The 19,679-nt window shown below is 69.6% G+C and carries 15 protein-coding genes; 9 read left to right on the top strand and 6 right to left on the bottom strand.

Annotated features, from left to right (window positions below):
* The first annotated feature begins 33 nt into the window (after nucleotides 1–33).
* On the top strand, nucleotides 34–639 hold the full coding sequence (locus AB0K82_RS13520) for a TetR/AcrR family transcriptional regulator (protein WP_364396195.1): 606 nt from the start codon (nucleotides 34–36) through the stop codon (nucleotides 637–639).
* Here the strand turns inward: AB0K82_RS13520 and AB0K82_RS13515 are convergent.
* Both AB0K82_RS13515 and AB0K82_RS13510 read right to left on the bottom strand, forming a co-directional pair.
* Nucleotides 572–1,654 carry a LysR family transcriptional regulator gene (locus AB0K82_RS13515; protein ID WP_364396193.1) on the bottom strand — a complete coding sequence of 361 codons (1,083 nt, stop codon included), beginning with the start codon at nucleotides 1,652–1,654 and terminating at the stop codon, nucleotides 572–574. The genes AB0K82_RS13520 and AB0K82_RS13515 overlap by 68 nt on opposite strands.
* A 399-nt stretch (nucleotides 1,655–2,053) precedes the next feature.
* A complete protein-coding gene (locus AB0K82_RS13510) occupies nucleotides 2,054–3,283 on the bottom strand; it encodes an acyl-CoA dehydrogenase family protein (RefSeq protein ID WP_364396191.1) in 1,230 nt (409 codons plus the stop codon).
* 252 nt (nucleotides 3,284–3,535) lie between these two features.
* On the opposite strand from AB0K82_RS13510, the gene AB0K82_RS13505 reads away from it, so the two are divergent.
* From AB0K82_RS13505 to AB0K82_RS13495, 3 genes are all read left to right on the top strand, one after another.
* A complete protein-coding gene (locus AB0K82_RS13505) occupies nucleotides 3,536–4,816 on the top strand; it encodes an MCE family protein (RefSeq protein ID WP_364396189.1) in 1,281 nt (426 codons plus the stop codon).
* Between the two features lie 282 nt (nucleotides 4,817–5,098).
* Nucleotides 5,099–6,118, top strand: coding sequence for a Gfo/Idh/MocA family oxidoreductase (locus tag AB0K82_RS13500; protein ID WP_364396187.1), 1,020 nt, complete (start codon nucleotides 5,099–5,101; stop codon nucleotides 6,116–6,118).
* Between the two features lie 70 nt (nucleotides 6,119–6,188).
* On the top strand, nucleotides 6,189–7,214 hold the full coding sequence (locus AB0K82_RS13495; RefSeq protein ID WP_364396185.1) for an NAD-dependent epimerase/dehydratase family protein: 1,026 nt from the start codon (nucleotides 6,189–6,191) through the stop codon (nucleotides 7,212–7,214).
* A gap of 61 nt (nucleotides 7,215–7,275) precedes the next feature.
* Here AB0K82_RS13495 and AB0K82_RS13490 read toward each other — a convergent pair whose 3' ends face one another.
* Together AB0K82_RS13490 and AB0K82_RS13485 are read right to left on the bottom strand one after the other, a co-directional pair.
* Nucleotides 7,276–8,241, bottom strand: coding sequence for a glucosyl-3-phosphoglycerate synthase (locus AB0K82_RS13490; protein WP_364396183.1), 966 nt, complete (start codon nucleotides 8,239–8,241; stop codon nucleotides 7,276–7,278).
* A 107-nt stretch (nucleotides 8,242–8,348) separates the two neighbouring features.
* Nucleotides 8,349–9,785 carry a helix-turn-helix domain-containing protein gene (locus AB0K82_RS13485; RefSeq protein WP_364396181.1) on the bottom strand — a complete coding sequence of 479 codons (1,437 nt, stop codon included), beginning with the start codon at nucleotides 9,783–9,785 and terminating at the stop codon, nucleotides 8,349–8,351.
* Between the two features lie 151 nt (nucleotides 9,786–9,936).
* Between AB0K82_RS13485 and aceA the strand changes: the two genes are divergently transcribed.
* The 4 genes from aceA (at nucleotide 9,937) to AB0K82_RS13465 (ending at nucleotide 15,265) form a co-directional block, all read left to right on the top strand.
* Nucleotides 9,937–11,232, top strand: a complete 1,296-nt coding sequence (aceA, locus tag AB0K82_RS13480) for an isocitrate lyase (protein WP_364396179.1) — start codon at nucleotides 9,937–9,939, stop codon at nucleotides 11,230–11,232.
* A gap of 190 nt (nucleotides 11,233–11,422) precedes the next feature.
* Nucleotides 11,423–12,868, top strand: coding sequence for a M1 family metallopeptidase (locus AB0K82_RS13475; RefSeq protein WP_364396177.1), 1,446 nt, complete (start codon nucleotides 11,423–11,425; stop codon nucleotides 12,866–12,868).
* Nucleotides 12,869–13,111: 243 nt separating this feature from the next.
* Entirely contained in the window at nucleotides 13,112–14,083 is a 972-nt protein-coding gene (locus AB0K82_RS13470) for a hypothetical protein (protein WP_364396176.1), read from the top strand.
* A 168-nt stretch (nucleotides 14,084–14,251) separates the two neighbouring features.
* Nucleotides 14,252–15,265: an NAD-dependent epimerase/dehydratase family protein gene (locus AB0K82_RS13465; protein WP_364396174.1), complete on the top strand. Its 1,014-nt coding sequence runs from the start codon at nucleotides 14,252–14,254 to the stop codon at nucleotides 15,263–15,265.
* A gap of 115 nt (nucleotides 15,266–15,380) precedes the next feature.
* On the opposite strand, the gene AB0K82_RS13460 is transcribed toward AB0K82_RS13465, so the two are convergent.
* Entirely contained in the window at nucleotides 15,381–16,676 is a 1,296-nt protein-coding gene (locus AB0K82_RS13460; RefSeq protein ID WP_364396172.1) for a polysaccharide biosynthesis C-terminal domain-containing protein, read from the bottom strand.
* Between the two features lie 70 nt (nucleotides 16,677–16,746).
* Nucleotides 16,747–18,654 carry an asparagine synthase (glutamine-hydrolyzing) gene (gene asnB, locus AB0K82_RS13455; RefSeq protein ID WP_364396171.1) on the bottom strand — a complete coding sequence of 636 codons (1,908 nt, stop codon included), beginning with the start codon at nucleotides 18,652–18,654 and terminating at the stop codon, nucleotides 16,747–16,749.
* A 283-nt stretch (nucleotides 18,655–18,937) separates the two neighbouring features.
* Between asnB and AB0K82_RS13450 the strand changes: the two genes are divergently transcribed.
* The gene (locus AB0K82_RS13450; protein WP_364396169.1) at nucleotides 18,938–19,675 is read left to right on the top strand and encodes a sugar transferase; all 738 of its coding nucleotides are present in this window, start codon (nucleotides 18,938–18,940) and stop codon (nucleotides 19,673–19,675) included.
* Nucleotides 19,676–19,679 lie beyond the last annotated feature (4 nt).

The raw sequence follows: 19,679 nt of genomic DNA, 5'->3' as shown, positions 1-19,679 counted from the left end.
ATTAGCTGCACACTGGTGTGCAACAATGGTGTCGTGCCCACCGAGTCCACCCGTGTGCGCTCGATGAACGAGACACGTGATCGCATCCTCGATGTCGCCCTCGATGTGCTGGGAGACAACCCCGACGCCGGGATGGGCGAGATCGCCGCCGCCGCCGGCGTCGTCCGTCGCACCGTCTACGGCCATTTCCCCTCGCGCGCCGACCTGGTTCGGACACTGACGGAACGGGCCGTGGCCGAGATGGCAGCCGTGCTCACCGAGGTCAACGCCGCCGGCGCGGAAGCGGACGCGGCGTGGGTCGAATTCATCGCCCGCCTCTGGCCGGTGACACACCGATACCGAGTGCTGTTGGCGCTGCGCCGTGGCGAGTACGGCGAGGCGATCCACGGCCTGCTCGGGCCGGTCGACGAACTCCTCGCCGACCTCGTGAAACGGGGCCAGGACAGCGCCGTGTTCGCACAGCACCTGCCGGCGGGCATCCTGAGCCAGGTTGCCTACGGCGCAGTGTTCGCCATCGCGGACAGCGACCGGTCAAACGGGACCGGCGCCCTCGGCGCCCGCGCGGCGACGATCACGAGCCTGCTGATGCTGGGAGTCCCCGAGACGCGCGCCATCGCTCTCCTGGGCGACCAGCTCTGACCCGCAGCACTCGTCGAGCGTCGCTGCGGATCGTCCAGTTCTGGGCACGACATCGTCGCCGCACCCTGCCATGAATCCGGTGAGAACAGGGTGATCGCGACGATGTCGGCGGGTCTCTAGTCGAGGGTGCTGAGGGTGCGGCGGATGGTCTCGCGGAGCCAGGTTGCGCGGGGTCGGCGTCGAGGCGGGCGTGCCAGCACAGGCGCACGTCTGGTTCCGGCAGCGGCGCGGGGATGGGGAACCACTGCAGCGCCATGGTCGCGCCGCTCTGGTCGGCCAGTCGCTGCGGGATGAGTCCTACATAATCGCTTGAGGCGACTACGAGCGCGGCGTCGGCGAAGGTGGGCACGACTGCGGCGACGTGACGCTGAAGACCTGCCGTCTCGAGCGCTTCGTCGAGCGGGCCACGGGCGTGTCCGCGCCGGGAGGCGGAGATGTGCGGATGCTCGCACAGCTGGGCGAGTGTGGGCCCGGGCTGGTGGCGCGCGAGGGGGTGTCCGCTGCGCGCCACGCCGACGAGCCGCTCGTGGTAGAGCACGGACGTGTGGATGTCGGGAGCGTTGACCTCGCCGGCGCCGATGTCGAGGTCGACCGAGCCGTCGCGCAGGGCCGCGACGCTCTCGTTGCCCTCCGCGACGAAGCGCAGCGTCATCCGAGGAGCGGCCGCGGCGACGCCGTTGATCAAGGCCGTCGCGAGCGTCGCGACGATGCCGTCGTTGATGCGGATCGTGAAGGTGCGGGCGATTTCGGCGGGCACGATCTCGCGGTCGGCGCTGATCAGGGCGGCCGCCTCGTCCAGCAGTGAGCGCACGCGCGGGGCGGTGCGCAGTGCGAACGGCGTGGGGACCATGCCGCGGCCGGCGCGCACGAGGATCGGATCGCCCATGGCCCGGCGCAGCCGTCCCAAGGCGCGGCTGGTCGCGGGGATGGACAGGTGCAGGCGCTCCGCCGCTGCGGTGACGCTTCCCTCGTGCAGCAGCGCGTCGAACGCGCGCAGCAGGTTGAGATTGCTCAACAGACAGCCGCCGATGACCGGCAGGTGATCGATTCCAGAAGCGGCCGTCGGCGGAGGGGGTGGACCGCGGTCTCCACCCCCGCCCGCGTATCTCAACCCGGTGACCGTTCCGGGGGGCCGATGGCAGGGCGTCGCGGCGAGGCTGGATGCATGACAGCGAACATCGGGTCGTGAAGTGAGGACGGCCATCGCGTAGATCCCTTCGAAGTCGACCAGGACACGAAGGAGAGTGGTTACGCGATGGCGTCTGGATGGACGCCCTGACCCAGAAGGTCCGTGAAGGCGGCCGCACCGTCAACGTTTCCCAAATTATGCAGGTCAGCCGCCTCTACGCCAGGTGGACAGGCTCCCCTAGCAGTCATTACACCGCTCATGACGCCCCCCTGACCTGCGGAAATGCTAGCGGACGGGCAATCCTGTGATCGTGCGGCCGATGACGAGGCGCTGGATCTCCGACGTGCCCTCGAAGATGGTGAAGATCTTGCTATCGCGGTGCCAGCGCTCGACCGGATAGTCGCGGGTGTAGCCGTTGCCGCCCAGGATCTGGATGGCGTCCTCGGTGACGCGCACCGCGGTCTCGCCGGCGTGCAGCTTGGCCATCGAGCCCTCGGCGCTGGAGAACTCCTTGCCGTTGCGGGCCATCCAGGCGGCGCGCCAGACCAGGAGGCGGGAGGCGTCGACCTGGGTCTTCATGTCGGCCAGTTTGAAGGCGATGGCCTGGAAGTCACCGATCTTCTTGCCGAACTGCTCGCGCTCGCGGGCGTACTCGAGGGCGTACTCGTACGCGGCGCGGGCGATGCCGACGGCCATGGCGCCGACGGTGGGGCGGGACGCCTCGAAGGTGCGCAGGGCGGCCTGGCCCGCGGCGCGCTTGCCCTCCCGGACGCGGGCGAGCCGCTCGTCGAGCTTCTCCTTGCCGCCGACGAGGCAGGAGCCGGGGACGCGGACGTCGTCGAGGATGACCTCGGCGGTGTGGGAGGCGCGGATGCCGTGCTTCTTGAACTTCTGGCCCTGGGACAGGCCGGGGGTGCCGGGCGGCACGATGAAGCTGGCCTGGCCGCGGGTGCCGAGCTCGGGGTCGACGGAGGCCACGACCACGTGGACGTTGGCGATGCCGCCGTTCGTCGCCCAGGTCTTGGTGCCGTTGACCACCCACTCGTCCTTGGCCTCGTCGTACTCCGCGCGGGTGCGGATGGAGCCGACGTCGGACCCGGCGTCGGGCTCGGAGGCGCAGAAGGCGCCGAGCTTGATGTCGTCGGCGGTGCCGAACATCTGCGGCACCCACTCGCCGATCTGCTCGTGGGTGCCGGTCGCGGCCACGGAGACGGCCGCCAGGCCGGAGCCGACGAGCGACAGACCGATGCCGGCGTCACCCCAGAACAGCTCCTCGAACGCCACGGGGATGCCGAGCCCGGACGGCTCCATCCACTGGCCGGCGAAGAAGTCGAGGGAGTACAGCCCGATCTTGGCGGCCTCCTGGAGGATCGGCCACGGCGTCTCCTCCCGCTCGTCCCATTCGTGGCCGGCGGGGCGAATGACGTCCTTGGCGAACTCGTGGACCCACTCCTGCACCGCCCGAACGTCCTCGTTGAGCTCGAGCGAGAAGGCCGGGGCGCCGTCCTCCGACATGTTTCCTCCGTTCACGGCCGGCCACGGGCGGCGGGCGCGCTATTGGACCCGTTGTCGACTTTCACCCTAGCGGGCGAGGTGCTACCGCCGGTAACAGGGTGGTGAGTGTCACAATACGGCCGGAAGAAAGTTGACTTGATGCGATGGGAGTCACGAGGCTGTAACGAGCGGTGCGCCCCCTGCGAGGTAAGAGGTAACTTATTAGGCAATCCGCGCCCGTGTCCCTGGTCGCCCGGAAGAACGGGAGTTCGTGTGGGTTCGCCCGGTTCCCCCCGCCGTCGGGATTCCCGCCCCACCCGCGTGCTGGCGTACGGCGCGGCCGTCCTGACCGTCGTCCTGGTCGCCGCCCTCGTCGCCGTCTTCTGGCCCAGTGGCGAGCAGACGCACGTCACCGCGTACTTCGAACGCGCGACCGGCGTCTACCCCGGCACCGAGGTCCGCATCCTCGGTGTGAAGGTCGGCAAGGTCACCCGCGTGACCCCCAAGGGCAACATGGTCGAGGTCGGCCTGGCGTTCGACGCCAAGCACAAGGTCCCGGCGAACGCCCAGGCGGTCATCATCGTCCCCTCGCTGGTCGCCGACCGCTACATCCAGTTCACGCCGGTGTACCGCGGCGGGGCCGCGCTCCGGAACGGCGCCACCCTGTCGCTGTCCAGCACCGCGGTGCCGGTCGAGCTGGATGACGCGAACCAGTCGGTCAACGATCTGGCCAAGGCCCTCGGGCCGCAGGGCGCCAACGCCCAGGGCGCGCTGTCCCGGCTGCTGAAGTCCAGCGCGCAGACCCTCGACGGACAGGGCGAGAACTTCAAGCAGACCCTTCAGGACCTGTCCGAGGTCAGCCGGATCCTCGCCGACAACCGCGGTGACGCCAGCCAGACCGTACGCAACCTCGCGAAGATCACGCAAGCGATGGCAGCGAGCGACCGGCAGATCCGGGCGTTCTCCGAGAACCTCGCGACCGTCTCCGGCACGCTCAACGGGGAACGAGCCGAGCTCACGGCGGCGTTGAAGAGCCTGACGATCGCGCTGCAGGAGGTCTCGGCGTTCGTCAAGGAGAACAAGTCGCAGATCGCCGCGAACGTCCAGGGACTCGCCCAGGTGACCGGCATCCTCGTCAAGGAGAAGCAGGCCCTGCAGGCCTTCCTGGACAAGGCTCCGGTGGCGGCCACCAACGCCATGTCGGTCTACGACTACCAGGACGGCACACTGCACTCGCGGCTGAACCTCATGCAGTCGCAGAACATCGCGATGTGGCTGTGCTCGCTGGCCTACTCCCTCGGCGCTCCGCCCAAGCAGTGCGAGACGCTGCTCAAGCCGTTGAACGCGCTGGGCGCCCCGCTCAGCAAGATCGGGCTGGACCTGTCCGGGCTGACCCAGGCCACGACGCACTTCGACGTCGTGCCACCGCCGGCGGACGCGTACGGCAGCGGCTCCGCCCGTACGACGGCGAAGACCGAGCAGACCGGCGCGTCGGCGAGCGCGAATCCGGACCCGACCTTCGGCGGGATCCTGGCGCCCCCCTCCCCTGGCTGAGCCCCGTCTCAAGCACGCGCACCCCTTTCCGCCCGGCGTTCCGCCGAGGAGCGCGGGGGCCTCCGTCCGTCAGCCGACAGCCTGGCCGGCGGTTGGGGTGCACGGTGCTCCGTGGCGCGAACGCGGTACTGTGAGCGGCCGAGCCGCTCACCCGGCAGGTCCCGTACGGTGGCGGTGGCGCAACCGGGCGCGCCACAGATCGTCCCCCTCGTATTCGACAGGAGTTCCATGTCGCCGACCCTCCCGGCTCACGGACGCGAGCGTGACGCATCCCCTGAAGGAGTGCTGCCCGCGCCGCGGACGCCGTCTCCCAGCGACGCTCCGGGCCTGAACTGGGGCGTGATCGCTCCGGGGGGCATCGCGGCGTCCTTTGCGCAGGCACTGCACACGCATACCGAGCAGCGGGTGGTGGCGGTCGGATCGCGCGACGCGCAGCGGGCCCGGGCGTTCGCCGCCGAATTCGGGGTACCGGCGTCGTACGGCAGTTACGCCGAGCTGCTCGACGACAGGCGCGTCGACATCGTCTACGTGGCGTCACCGCACTCGGCTCACTTCTCGCTCGCCATGCAGGCGATCGCGGCCGGTCGGCACGTGCTCGTCGAAAAGGCGTTCACCCGCAACGCCCACGAGGCCGAGCAGCTGATCGAGGCCGCCCGGGAACGGGGCGTGTTCCTCATGGAAGCGATGTGGACGCGTTTCCTGCCCCATACCGACGTCGTCCGTCAGGCCCTCGCCTCCGGACTGCTCGGGGAGGTGCAGACGGTCACCGCCGACCACGGCCAGTTCATGGTGCCGGACGCGGCGCACCGCCTGTACGCCCCCGAGCTGGCGGGCGGGGCGCTTTTGGACCTCGGTGTCTACCCGGTGTCGTTCGCGTCGATGGTGCTCGGTCCTTTCGCATCGATCACCGCCGTCGGCACCAAAGCCTTCACCGGCGTCGACGGACAGGCGTCGGTCGTCGTCACCAACGAGGCAGGGGCGCACGGCGTATTGAACACCACGCTGTTCGCCCGCACCCCGACGACGGCCTCGATCTCCGGAACGCTGGCCCGCCTGGAGATCGAGGGCGCGTTCTACGCGCCCTCGACGGTCCGCCTGATCAGCCGGGAACACGGGCTGCTGGACACCTTCGTCCCAGCACAGCGCGAGGGCGGGCTCTGCTACGAGGCCGCCGAAGCGGCACGGTGCGTCGCCGCCGGACGCCTGGAGTCTGAATTGATGCCGCTCGCCGAGACGTTGCGGATCATGCGGGCCCTCGACGAGATCCGCCGCGACCTGGACGTCGTCTTCCCCGGCGAATGACAGGCTCCCTCAACTCGTCGGCCCCGCCGACCTATTCCGACAGGCCCCACCCGAGGAGTACGAAACCCGCATGACCATGAGCGATCTCAAGGGGCTCAAGGCCCTGTTCATCGGGGGCACCGGCGTGATCAGCTCGGCCTGTTCCCGGCGGGCCGTCGAGCTCGGCGCCGACCTGCACCTGCTGAACCGGAACGTATCCTCGACACGGCCCATCCCTGACGAGGCAACGGTCATCACCGCAGACGTCCGCGACGCCGACCAGACGCGCGCGGCGCTGAAGGACCAGGAGTTCGACGTCGTCGTCAACTTCTTGAACTTCACGCCCGAGCACGTCGCCCGCGACATCGACCTGTTCACCGGACGGACCCGCCAGTACGTCTTCATCAGCTCGGCGGCCACCTACCAGAGGCCGCCCGGCCACCTGCCCTTGGTGGAGTCCGCCCCACTGGGCAACCCTCACTCCGCGTACGGCCGCGACAAGATCGCCTGTGAGGAGTTGCTCGGCCGGGCTCATCACGAGGAACGGTTCCCCGTCACCATCGTGCGGCCGTCGCACACCTACGACCGGACCGCCGTGCCCTTCGACGGGGGCTGGACGGCGGTGGACCGCATGCGCCGGGGCAAGGAGGTGCTGGTACACGGCGACGGGACCTCGCTGTGGACCCTCACCCACCACACCGACTTCGCCCGAGCCTTCACCGGGCTCCTGGGGAACCCGGCGGCCGTCGGCGAGACGTTCCACATCACCAGCGACGAGGTACTGAGCTGGGACCAGATCTACCTGATCGTCGCCGAGGCCGTCGGTGTGGAGCCGCGGCTGGTCCACGTGCCCTCGGACGCCGTCGCCGCCGCCGATCCGCGGTGGGGCGAGGAACTGCTCGGCGACAAGGCACATTCGATGGTGTTCGACAACAGCAAGATCCGTCGGATCGTACCCGGATTCACGGCGGAGATCCCGTTCTCTGAGGGGGCCCGGGAGATCGTCGCCTGGTACGACGCAGATCCCGGCAGGCGCGTGGTCGACGCGCGCCTGAACGCGCTCATGGACCGTCTCATCGACGCGCATCGGCCGGGCACCCCTCCTCCCGTCGGGTGACCGGCCGGTCGTCGCGCGAGTGCCGCCCCGCTTCCGGGCGGGACTTGGAGGCGGGCCCTGGCTAGGCGGCCGAGTTGCTGTAGGCGCGGGCCTCGGCCATCGGCGGGCGCTCGCCGACCGAGACGTCCCGGATCCGTACCTGGTGGCCGTCGCCGTCCCGGCGGAACTGCGTCAACACGGTCGACGGCGGTTCGAGCGGCACGATCCGGCCCTGCCGGTCGAGCCGGGACCACGCGGTCTGCATGATCTGGCCCGCCATGCCGCCGAGTGCCTCGGACGACTGGTGGCTGTGCTCGCGGGTGCCGAGGTCGACCTGGGCCATCGCGTCCAGGCCGGCGGCCTCCAGCACGTCGATGAGCAGGCCGAGTTCCACGCCGTAGCCGGTGACGAACGGGACCCGTTCGAGGAGGGTCCGCCGCCCGGCGTACTCGCCGCCCAGCGGCTGGACGAACCCGGCGAGCAGCGGCCAGTGCATGTTGATCAGTGGGCGGGCGACCAGCTCGGTCACCCGGCCGCCACCGCTGGGGACGGACACGCCGCCGGTGTTCAGCGGGCGGTCGTAGCAGGCCTTGACGTACGCCACGGACGGGTCCGTGAGCAGCGGGCCGAGCAGCCCGGTGACGAAAGAGGACGAGAAGTTCCGCAGGTCGGCGTCGACGAACACCAGGACGTCGCCGCGGGCCGCGTGCAGTGACTTCCACAGCGCCTCGCCCTTGCCGGACAGCGGCGGCAGGTCGGGCAGCACGGCGTCCTGGGCGACGACGCGGGCGCCCGCGGCCGCCGCGACCTCGGCGGTGTCATCGATGGACCGGGAGTCGATGACGAGGATCTCGTCGACGAGCGGGGCGCGCTCGACGAGGTCCCGTCGTATCGTCGTGACGATCTCGCCGACCGTCGCGCGTTCGTTCCGGGCGGGCAGCACGACGCTCACCGCGGTCTCGCCCTTGGCGGCCAGGAGCCGGTCCACCGGCCAGTCCGCCGCGGAGCTCATGCGGTTGCGCAGCCACGCCTGTACCTGGGGCAGCACCTGATCGTCCCCTCTCCTGCGTCAGCACTCCGGGCCCATTGACACCTGCCAGCGTTTCACCCTCGTTTCGTCGGCATCACAGCGAGGGGAAACCTGGCGGCTCAGGCTCAGGTCTCGGCGTGCTGCTCCAGGAACGCGTAGACGTCCGCCTCGTCCACTCCGGGGAACGCGCCCGGCGGCAGTACGGCGAGGACGTGCGAGTGGGCGCGCGCCGACGGCCAGGCGTGCCCCTGCCAGCGGCGGGCCAGCTCGGCCGGAGGCCGCTGGCAGCAGTCGCCGTCCGGGCAGGCCGATTTGACCCGGCGGTTGGTGTCCCGGCCGCGGAACCAGCGAGAATGCTCGAACGGCACGCCGAGCGTGATGGCGAAGTCCCGCTCGTGGCTCGGGTCGATGTGCGACAGGCACCAGTACGTGCCGGTCGGAGTGTCGGTGTACTGGTAGTAGACGGAGAACCGGTCGTCGGCGCCGAACACCCGCCGCCCGGCCCACTGGCGGCACATCCGCTGGCCCTCGATCGCGCCGTGCTCGTCGGCGGGGAAGATCAGGCCGTCGTTGGCGTACGCCTTGTAGATCGTGCCGCTCTCGTCGTTCTTCGTGAAGTGCACCGGCAGGTCGAGGTGGTGGGTCGCCAGGTTGGTGAACCGGTGCGCGGCCATCTCGTACGAGACGGAGAACACGTCGCACAGGTCCTCGATCGATAGCTCCCGGTCGGCCTTGGCCTCTTGCAGGTACGGCACGACCGTCCGCTCGGGCAGGAGGGTGGCGGCGGCGTAGTAGTTGGCCTCCACCCGCTGCCGGAGGAAGTCGGCGAAGTCCCTGGGCACGGCGTGCTCGAGCGCGATGTGGCCGAGCGTCTGCAGCAGGATCGTGCGCGGCGTGTGCATGCCGAGCTGCTCGCGCTCCAGGTAGATGCGGCGGTTCCGGAGGTCGGTGACGGACCGGACCGAACGCGGCAGGTCCTGGACGTACCGCAGGGTGAAGCCGAAGTGGGTGACGAGCGACAGCAGCATGCCCTGGGACAGTGCGCCGCCCCGGTAGCCGGCGGCCTCCAGTGACTTGGCCGCGACCTGCTCGATCTCGCCGAAGTAGTTGCCGCGCTCGTGCATCTGGCGGCGCAGCTCGGCGTTGGCCTTGCGGGCGTCCTCCGGACTGGCGGTCGGTTTCGTACGGCCCCGCTTCACCTCTTCGTACAGCGCGAGCAGGTGTTCGAGAACGTCGTTGGGCACCCGCTTGCCGACCTTCAGGTGCGGCAGGCCGAGGGCCTGGTAGACGGGGTCGCGCTGGGCCTCCTCGAGCGCGATCTCCAGCTGGGCGCGCCGGTTGGGCGGCTGCTTGCGGAGCAGTTCCTCGATGGGGACCTCGAGCGCCGAGGCGAGCGCCTGCAGCAGGGACAGCTTGGGTTCGCGGCGGCCGTTCTCCAGAAGGGAGAGCTGGGACGGGGCACGCCCGACGCGTTCTCCCAGCTCAGAGAGGGTGTAGCCACGTGCGCGCCGGAGGTGGCGAAGCCGCTGGCCGAACGTCACGAGGTCTAGACCATTCGTCAAGTTCGGCGCTTCTTCTTTTTGAAAGGCCGTCACAGGTTCATAATAGCGAAAATTATGCGGTTCTTCTTGTTACTGACCGGTTCACTACCCGCTCCCGAGGCCAGAGAGTAGGACACAAGCACCCAGGGGACGACAGAGGAGGGCAGTATCCATGAGCGACCGTCGCCTCGAGGGAGCAGCCGAAGAGCTGCAGCGTCAGTGGAAGACCGACCCGCGGTGGGCCGGCCTCGAGCGGACCTACACCGCCGAGGACGTCATCCGCCTGCGCGGCTCGGTGCAGGAGGAGCACACGCTCGCCCGCCTCGGCGCGGAGCGCCTGTGGAAGCTGCTCCACGAGCAGGAGTACATCAACGCGCTCGGCGCGCTGACCGGGAACCAGGCCGTCCAGCAGGTGCGGGCGGGCCTCAAGGCGATCTACCTGTCCGGCTGGCAGGTGGCGGCGGACGCGAACCTCAGCGGGCACACTTACCCCGACCAGAGCCTCTACCCGGCCAACTCCGTCCCGGCCGTCGTGCGCCGTATCAACAACGCGCTGCTGCGCGCCGACCAGATCACCTGGGCCGAGGGCGACGAGTCCGCCCCGCACTGGCTGGCGCCGATCGTCGCCGACGCCGAGGCGGGCTTCGGCGGGGTGCTGAACGCCTACGAGCTGATGAAGGCCATGATCGCCGCCGGTGCCGCGGGGGTGCACTGGGAGGACCAGCTCGCCTCGGAGAAGAAGTGCGGTCACCTCGGCGGGAAGGTGCTCATCCCGACCGGCCAGCACATCAAGACGCTGAACGCCGCCCGCCTCGCCGCCGACGTCGCCGGCGTCCCGTCACTGATCATCGCGCGGACCGACGCCCAGGCCGCGACGCTGCTGACGAGCGACGTGGACGAGCGTGACCAGCGGTTCGTCACCGGTGAGCGCACCGCCGAGGGCTTCTACCGGGTGCGCAACGGCCTGGAGGCGTGCATCGCCCGCGGCCTGGCCTACTCGCCGCACTCCGACCTGCTGTGGATGGAGACCGGCACGCCGGACCTGGACGTGGCGCGGCGCTTCGCCGAGGCGATCAAGGCGGAGTACCCCGACCAGATGCTGGCCTACAACTGCTCGCCGTCGTTCAACTGGAAGAAGCACCTGGACGACTCCACGATCGCCAAGTTCCAGCGCGAGCTCGGGCACATGGGGTACACCTTCCAGTTCATCACCCTGGCCGGCTTCCACTCGCTCAACTACTCGATGTTCCACCTCGCCAAGGGCTACGCGCAGGACGGCATGACGTCCTACGTCGAGCTGCAGGAGGCGGAGTTCGGGGCGGAGCGGGACGGCTACACGGCCACGAAGCACCAGCGCGAGGTCGGCACCGGTTACTTCGACCTGGTCAGCACGGCGATCTCGCCGGACTCCTCCACGGTGGCGCTGAAGGGATCCACCGAAGAGGAGCAGTTCGTCAGCGCCCACTGAGAACTGCCCCCAGGTCGGCATGGTGGCCCCCGGCGACGCCGGGGGCCACCATGCGCCCTTATCCGGCTTGGGCGACTTGTCCGAATCAGGACCGAAGGCCACTTTCGGTGCTGGAAGTCTGGACAATCCCCCGGCACGTAGGCCAGAGTCGCAAGGTCCACTTGATCTTCTGCCCGAGGAAACCCCCCACATGCGCAGAACATCCCGGCTGGTGGCGATCGGCGCGACGCTCGCCTCCGTCGCGGCCATCTCCCCCGCCGCGTCGGCCGCGGCACGGCCTCACTTCACCCCCGGCGCCCCCGGCATCGGTGACCCCTACTTCCCGCTGGAGGGCAACGGCGGGTACGACGCCCTGCACTACGGGCTCGACCTGAAGTACGACCCCTCGACCAAGCGCCTCGACGGCGTCGTCACAATGACCGCGCGGGCCACCCAGGACCTGTCCCGGTTCGACCTGGACCTGCAGCAGCTGACGGTCTCCAAGGTCACGGTGAACAAGCACGAGGCGAAGTTCACCCGCGACGGCCAGGAACTGATCATCACGCCCAAGAGCGGCCTGCGGAAGAACCGGCACTTCACCGTCAGCGTGACGTACGGCGGCGTGCCGCAGACGATCGTGGGCTCGCCGATCGTGTTCGGCTCCCCGTACGGCTTCGTCCACACCGACGACGGCGCGTTCATGGGCGACGAGCCGAACGCCGCGTCGACGTGGTTCCCGAGCAACGACCACCCGGGCGACAAGGCCGCCTTCACCTTCAAGGTGACGGTGCCCAAGAACCTCGGCGTGATCGCGAACGGGCGGCTCGTGTCCCAGCGCACGAAGGGCGGTCAGAGCACCTTCGTCTGGGACGAGAAGAACCCGATGGCGACCTACCTCGCCACCGCCGACATCGGCCAGTGGAACTTCAAGAGCGGCAAGACGCCCTCGGGCATCCCCGAGACGATCGCCGTCGACCCGAAGCTCGTGGGCCGCGACCCGAACCACCCGGACCCGACGGCGTTCTTCTGGGACACCACCGCCGAGGCCACGGACCTGTGGGACAAGCTGTACGGGAAGTTCCCGTTCGACTCGACCGGCGCGATCGCCGACCTGGCGACGTACAACGGGCAGGCGATCGGCTTCTCGCTGGAGACCCAGACCCGGCCGCTGTACTCCGACGTGCGCAGCACGAACACGATCGCGCACGAGCTGGCGCACCAGTGGTTCGGCGACAGCGTCTCGGTGAAGACCTGGAACAACATCTGGCTGAACGAGAGCTTCGCGACGTTCTCGCAGTGGTACTGGGCCGAGAAGCACGGCGGCCGGACGGTGCACGACCAGGCCCTGGCCACCTACAACGGCCACGCGGCGACCGACAGCTGGTGGAACGTCGTGATCGCCGACCCGAAGCGGGACACCATGTTCCACGACCGGGTCTACAGCGGCGGCGGCATGGTGCTGGAGTTCCTCCGGGAGAAGATCGGTGACGACGCCTTCTTCACCCTGCTGCGCACCTGGGCGGCCCAGCACCGGCACGCCAACGCCACCACCGACCAGTTCACCGCCCTCGCCCAGAAGATCTCCGGGCAGGACCTGAGCGGGTTCTTCAAGACCTGGCTCTGGTCCCCCGGCAAGCCCGCCCTTCCGCAGGGCTGACCCTTTCCGCCGGGGATCCTCCGGGGTCCCCGGCGGAACACCACCCGAGTCTCCCCCGGCTACCGCACGCATATTCCGCAGCTCATACTCCGGGAAGCCGAATGACAGGTCACTCAAGAAGTGGTCAACGGCGGCAAAGAACCGGAAATCTCCGACGCACGGATGCGGTGCGGTGGCCTGCGCGATGTTTCTCTATCCGATGTCGGCGGTGCCGCGAGGACAATTCATCACCGACAAAGGGAAATGTCCACTCTGTTCGGGGGGAGCCTCATGGGTTCATTCGCTAGAACGGCGGGCAGCGTAGCGGCTGCCGCGCTGATGGGGGCGGGAGTAGCGGCGGCATCGCCGCCCTCGGCCTACGCACAGCCCGTCGTGACGGTGCCGTGCAGCGGACCTACGGGCGGGGCGTCCGGACTGGTCACGGCGATCCAGAACGCCAACGCGGCCGGTCATGGCACGATTCGGCTGGCCGCGAACTGCAACTACGACTTCACCGCCCCGACGGACACTTCGGGCACACGCGGCGGGGACGCGCTGCCCATCATCAGAGGCGACATCACCATCGTGGGCGGGCCGTCCACGCACATCCGGCGTACCGGAGGCCCGGCATTCCGCCTGTTCGAGGTCTTCACCGGCGCCCGGCTCAGGATCGAGGGAATCTTCATCGAGGGCGGGGACTCCGGAGCCAATACCGGCGGAGGCATCCTCAGCGCACGCGGCACCCTCAATCTGTTCCGGGTCACCCTGCGGAACAACACGGCGGACAACGGCGCCGGGCTGAGCAACGACAGCGGCACGGCGCTGCTCTCTTACACCCTGGTCACCAACAATACGACCATTCACCCGAATGGGTCCGGCGGCGGCGGCGGCGGAATCTACAGCGACGGTCGGCTCGAAGTGAACTTCAGCCAGATCAGCTCCAACAGCGCCAACAGCAGCGGCGGCGGCGTCTACAGCGAGTTGGGCGGGACCGCGACCTTCTTCCGGACGACGCTCGACAAGAACACCGCCAAGATCCACGGGGGCGGGCTACTGAACGGCGTCGGCGGGCGGGCCACGCTGGTCCTCACCCTCGTCCAGGCCAACCGCGCGAGCGACGGTGGCGGGATCTTCCGCGACCCCGGTTCCGGTCCGGTCACGCTCACGGACAGCGTGGTGACCGCGAACACTCCCAACAACTGCAGGCCGGTCGGCAGCGTGCCGGGCTGCTCCTGACGCGAGTGCTCGACCGTCTTCCGCAGCGGTGACAGCACACGACGATCGGCCGGCATGGGGTGGCGGGAAGTCGGTTCCCGCCACCCCATGCCGTTCGCGGGTCGGCTGATCCGATCCGCAGCGACGATCACGGAGCCCGGGAGGCGCGGCATGCCGGAAGGCGGCAGGATGACATACCTGGTGACGGGCGGGGCGGGGTTCATCGGGTCGCACCTCGTCGAGGCGCTGCTGGCCCGCGGCGACTCCGTCATCGCCCTCGACAACCTCTCGACGGGCAGCCCCGCCAATCTGAGCGAGGCGGCGAAGAACGCGGGCTTCCGCTTCGTCCACGGCTCGGTGCTCGACGACCTGATGGTCGACGAGCTCATGCGCCAGTGCGACGCCGTGGTCCACATGGCCGCGGCCGTCGGCGTACGGCTGGTGGTGGAGGAGCCGCTGCGGTCGCTGATCACCAACATCCGCGGATCGCAGATCGTGATCGAGGCGGCGCACCGTTACCGCCGCAAGGTCCTGATGACCAGCACGTCGGACATCTACGGGAAGAACTCCGCGGGGCCCCTGCGGGAGACCGCGGACCGGGTCCTCGGGCCTCCGTCGATCGTGCGCTGGGCGTACAGCACGGCGAAGGCCGTCGACGAGATCCTCGCCAACTGCTATCACCGGGAACGCGACCTGGCGACGATCGTGGTCCGGCTCTTCAACACGGTCGGCCCTCGGCAGAGCCCCGCGTACGGCATGGTCGTTCCGCGGCTGGTCCGGCAGGCCGTACGGGGCGAGCCGCTGACCGTGTACGGGGACGGGCGGCAGACACGCTGCTTCACCCACGTCAGCGACGTCGTCGACGCGCTGCTCCGGCTTCTTGACGAGCCCGCCGCCGTCGGGCAGACCTACAACGTCGGTTCCTCCCGTGAGATCAGCATCCGGGAGCTCGCCGAGACGATCATCGCGCGCACCGGCAGCGCGTCCGGGATCCAGGTCATCCCGTACGACCAGGCGTACGAGTCGGGGTTCGAGGACATGCAGCGGAAGGTCCCCGACACCACGAAGCTGCGGGTGCTCACCGGCTGGCTGCCACGCCGTTCCCTCGATGACATCCTCGGCGACGCCATCGCCCACGCGAGACGGGAACGGGCGGGATTTCCCGGACCGCCGCCACCACGTGCCATCCCGATACGGACGTGAGCGCGGGGCCGTACCGTCGCCGCCGCGCGCGGTCGCGGTACGGACGCGCGCGGTGCGTACGTACGCGCTGCGCACGTGCGCCTTACGGACGTGCGCGGCGTCTGCCTGCACCGCGTCAGTCGGCACTCCAGGACGGGGTGCGGCGCACCGTCCCCCACAGGTAGCGGAGGTCGGCGCCCCGAGGGAGCAGGTCACGCCAGGGGTGCCGGGTGACCCGCAGGAACCACTGGACCTGGAGTGCCGCGAAGACGCTGTAACCGACGCTGGAGGCGACCGCGGCGCCGACGGCGCCGTACGACGGGATCAGCGCGAGGTTCAGGGCGACGTTGGCCGTGAGGGCCGCGACCGCCGTCACCGAGTTCCGCAGCGGGCGGTCGAGCCGGAGCAGGAAGGCGCCGACCGGTCTGCTCGCGCCGATCGCCCACAGGCCCGGCGCCAGTGCGAGGAGCGGGCCGACGGCCCCGGTGAACGCCGGCCCGTACACCGCCGGAACCACGAACGGCGCGCTGGCGCAGAGGAATCCCACGGAGCCGGCGGCGACCAGCGCGGCGATCCTCGTGGACCGCACGGTGCACACGGTCGCCGCCCGCTCGTCGTCCTCGAGCTGCCGGGGCATGGCGAGGTTCGCGACGACGTCGGAAGGGACGCGACCCAACTCCATCAGCGTCACCGCCACGGCGTACAGCCCCACCTCGGCCGTCGTCGTCATCGCGCCCAGGATCAAGACGTCCACCCGCAGCAGCAGGAACATCGAGACGAGACCGGTGTGGTAGCGCAGCCCCAGGCGAAGCGTCCGGCGCGCCACCCCGAGGTCGCAGTGCCGCAGCCTCGGACGGGCGGCGGGCAGGAGGACCACCAGGGGCAGCGCGGCGGACATGGTCCACAGCGCGACCACCCACCACAGTGTCACCTTGCCCAGCGCGGCGAGCAGGACCAGCGACGCGCAGTGGACGCCCACACTGAGCAGGCCACCGCGGTTGTTGACGTCGATGCGCGCCCTCAGGACCATGAGACGGGCGAGCAGCTTCTCGGTCATCGCGCAGGGGATCCAGACCAGCGCCACGGCCAGCAGACCGGGATCCGGCACCGGGACGACGCCGGGTCCCAGCCCCACCACGACCACGGCGGCGGCGATCGCGCAGACACCTCCGAGCGCCGCGCCGAACAGCACGCTGTTGGCGGTGACGACGGCGGTGTCGCGGACCCGGGACCAGAGCGCGACGTGCGACTCCTCCACCGACAGGTGCCCGAGGTGCAGCGCGACCGTCCCGACGGCTATCAGCACCGCGTAGGCGCCTCGCCCCTCGGGTCCGAGCGACCGGTTCACGACCACGCTCATCAGCGCGCCCAGAACGAACCTGGCGGCGTAGGCGCCCAGGGTACGGGCGGCCTGCCCGGCCGCCGCGTTCACCGCGCCGGCCGGCGGCCCGGATGGCGGTCGCCGCGGTGATGCTCGACCCGATGGCGGTCGCCGCGATGGTTCACGGGCGGGCGGTGGGGCCGTGGTCGATCCCCGGCACCGGTGGGTCGAGGAAGGCCCGGCACCACAGTTCGAACTGCAGCAGCGCCCAGATCCGGCTGCCGTGGTCGTGGCCGTTCGCGTGCCGTCGCAGCAGCTCCCGCACCGCCTCGGGCCGGAACAGCCCTCGGGATCTCGCCGTGTGGTCCGTCAGGACGTCCCACGAGAGGTCGGCCAGTTCGGTGCGGAGCCACCGCGCGAGCGGGACGCCGAAGCCCATCTTCGGCCGGGTCAGGAGCTCGGGCGGCAACCACGGCGCGACCGCCTTCTTCAGCAGGTACTTCGTCGTTCCCGCGCGGACCTTCAGCCCCGGCGGGAGCCCGGCGGCCCACTCCATGAGGTGATGGTCCAGGAAGGGGGAACGCGCCTCCAGCGAGTTGGCCATCGTGGCGGTGTCCATCTTCACCAGGAGATCGCCGGGGAGGTACGTGTTGATGTCGACGTCCATGACGCGGCCCAGGACGGAGTCGGCGCGGGAGGCGGCGAACGCGTCGTCGAGCAGGTCATGGCTGTCGACCTTCGCCAGGCGGGCGCGCAGCGGGTCGGAGTACAGCGCCGTCTTCTCCGCGGAGGTGAAGTACGACATCAGCCGCGCGTGGCGGCGCGGTGCCGGGTGCCCCAGAAGTCCGAGCGCCCGGCCCGCTCGCTGCAGCCCCGAGCGCGGGGCGCCGCGCGCGGCGAGCGCCGACCCGACCCGGTCGAGCGGCCCCCGCAGGAACGGGAAGGCGGGGATCCGGCCGGCGCGCGCCATGAGCAGATAGCGCAGGTAGCCGCCGAACAGCTCGTCGCCGCCGTCCCCGTTGAGGACGACCGTCACCTGCGCACCGCTCATCCGCGCGACGAAGAAGGTGGGGATCGACGATGAGTCCGCGAACGGCTCGTCGTAGTGCCGGGACAGCGCGGGCAGCATCTCGAGGGCCGAAGAGGTGACGACCATCTCGTGATGGTCGGTCGCGTAGTGCCGGGCCAGCATCCGCGCGTAGCGCCGTTCGTCCAGGCTCTCCTCGTCGAAGCCGATGCTGAACGTCTTGACGGGGCCGGTGGAGTACCGGGCCATCGCGGCGACGACCGCGGAGGAGTCGATCCCGCCGGACAGCAGGGCGCCGAGCGGCCGCTCACCGACCATGCGGACGCGCGTCGCGTCGAGCAGCCGGCCGCGGAGCTCCTCGGCGGCCTCCTCCTCGGACGTGACCTCGCGCGGGGTGCAGTCGATGCGCCAGTAGCGTCGTGTCACGGCGACGCCGTCCTGCCAGGAGAGCAGGTGGCCGGGCGCCAGTTTGCGCACGCCCCGGAGGATCGACCAGGGGGCCGGCACGTACTGATAGGTCAGGTAGTGGTGCAGCGCCACCAGGTCGACCTCGCGACGGGCCGTGGGGTCCCGCGTGAGCGCCTTGAGCTCGGAGGCGAACCACAGGGTCCCGCCGTCGGAACGCCAGTACAGCGGCTTCTTGCCCACCCGGTCCCGGGCGAGGAGGAGCCGGCGCCGCCTGCCGTCCCAGATCGCGAACGCGAACATGCCCCGGAGCCGGTGGACCAGATCGTCCCCGAAGTCCTCGTACAGGTGGACCAGGCACTCCGTGTCGCCGTTCGTGGCGAGACGGTGGCCTCGGTCGCGGAGTTCGCGCCGTAGCGCGGGGAAGTTGTAGATCTCCCCGTTGAAGATCGCCACCACGGTCCGGTCCTCGTTGTAGACCGGCTGACCGCCACCCGGCACGTCGACGATGGCGAGCCGACGCATGCCGAGCGCGGCGTGCGCGTCCTCGTGGAAGCCCGCCCCGTCCGGCCCCCGGTGGGCGAGCGCGTCGCACATACGGCGGACGAGGGATGGATCGGGGCGACCCGTCGTCACCACGCCCGCTATGCCGCACATATACACCCCCACCCTTTAAAAAGGCTGATTTTGAATCACGACGCGTGCTGCACGCACATTAACACTCCCCCGCCGACCGAGACCCGTCCGCCGCGAGATGCCGGGTTTCCAGCATTTCACCGACCGAGCCACACGGCGGCAAGTCGCCGAAGCCGCCTCGATGAACAATTTCCGTACGACTGACCAACTGTTGATCTTGGAGATGGGGCGACCATTCACAAGGCGGTGATATACCTGGGGCCAGGGAGTGGGGATCTCTTCAACTCGACGCCGGGGAACAATAATGTCCATTTTCGCACCGGGCGCGCAGTCGGGTGAGCTCGCGTCGACAGACCAGCTCAACCATCACGTTGTGGATTTCGACGCGCCTTCGCCTCCGACTCGCCATCCACCTGGAAAACGCCTGATGGGCGGGCATGGAGCACGTCGCGTCAAGCATGCCGCCGATCGAGCGCTGGCGGTTCTGCTGCTCCTTGCCCTCGCCCCGCTACTGCTGGCCATCGCCATTGCCGTCCTATTGAGCAGTCCAGGTCCCATATTCTTCGGACACGAGCGAATCGGCACTGACGGCAAGCCATTCCGAATGTGGAAGTTCCGCTCCATGAAAGCGAATGCCGCAGAACAACTCGCGGATCTGCTGCACATTCACAACCGGGGCGATGAGCCGCTGTTCAAGATCCCCGACGATCCGCGCATCACACGACTCGGCAAGTGGTTGCGTCGCTGGTCCCTCGACGAACTGCCCCAGTTGTGGAACGTGGCGCTCGGCGAGATGTCGCTGGTCGGCCCGCGTCCGCAGATCGACGCCGAAGTGCTGCTCTACACCCCGGACGACTACGGCAGGCTCAGCGTACGGCCGGGCATCACCGGCCTCTGGCAGGTCAGCGGCAGGTCGCGGCTGTCCTGGAAGGAGGCGATCCACCTCGATCTGCACTACGTGAACAACTGGTCGCTCCTGCTCGACGCACGGATCCTGGCTCGCACCGTCAGCGCGGTGCTGGGCGGCCGCGGAGCGGGGTGAACCG

This window comes from Actinoallomurus sp. NPDC052274 (assembly GCF_040679475.1).
In the GTDB taxonomy this organism is placed as follows: domain Bacteria; phylum Actinomycetota; class Actinomycetes; order Streptosporangiales; family Streptosporangiaceae; genus Actinoallomurus; species Actinoallomurus liliacearum.
The sequence above is the reverse complement of the archived record's forward strand: the minus strand, read 5'-3'. Positions and strand labels throughout refer to the sequence as shown.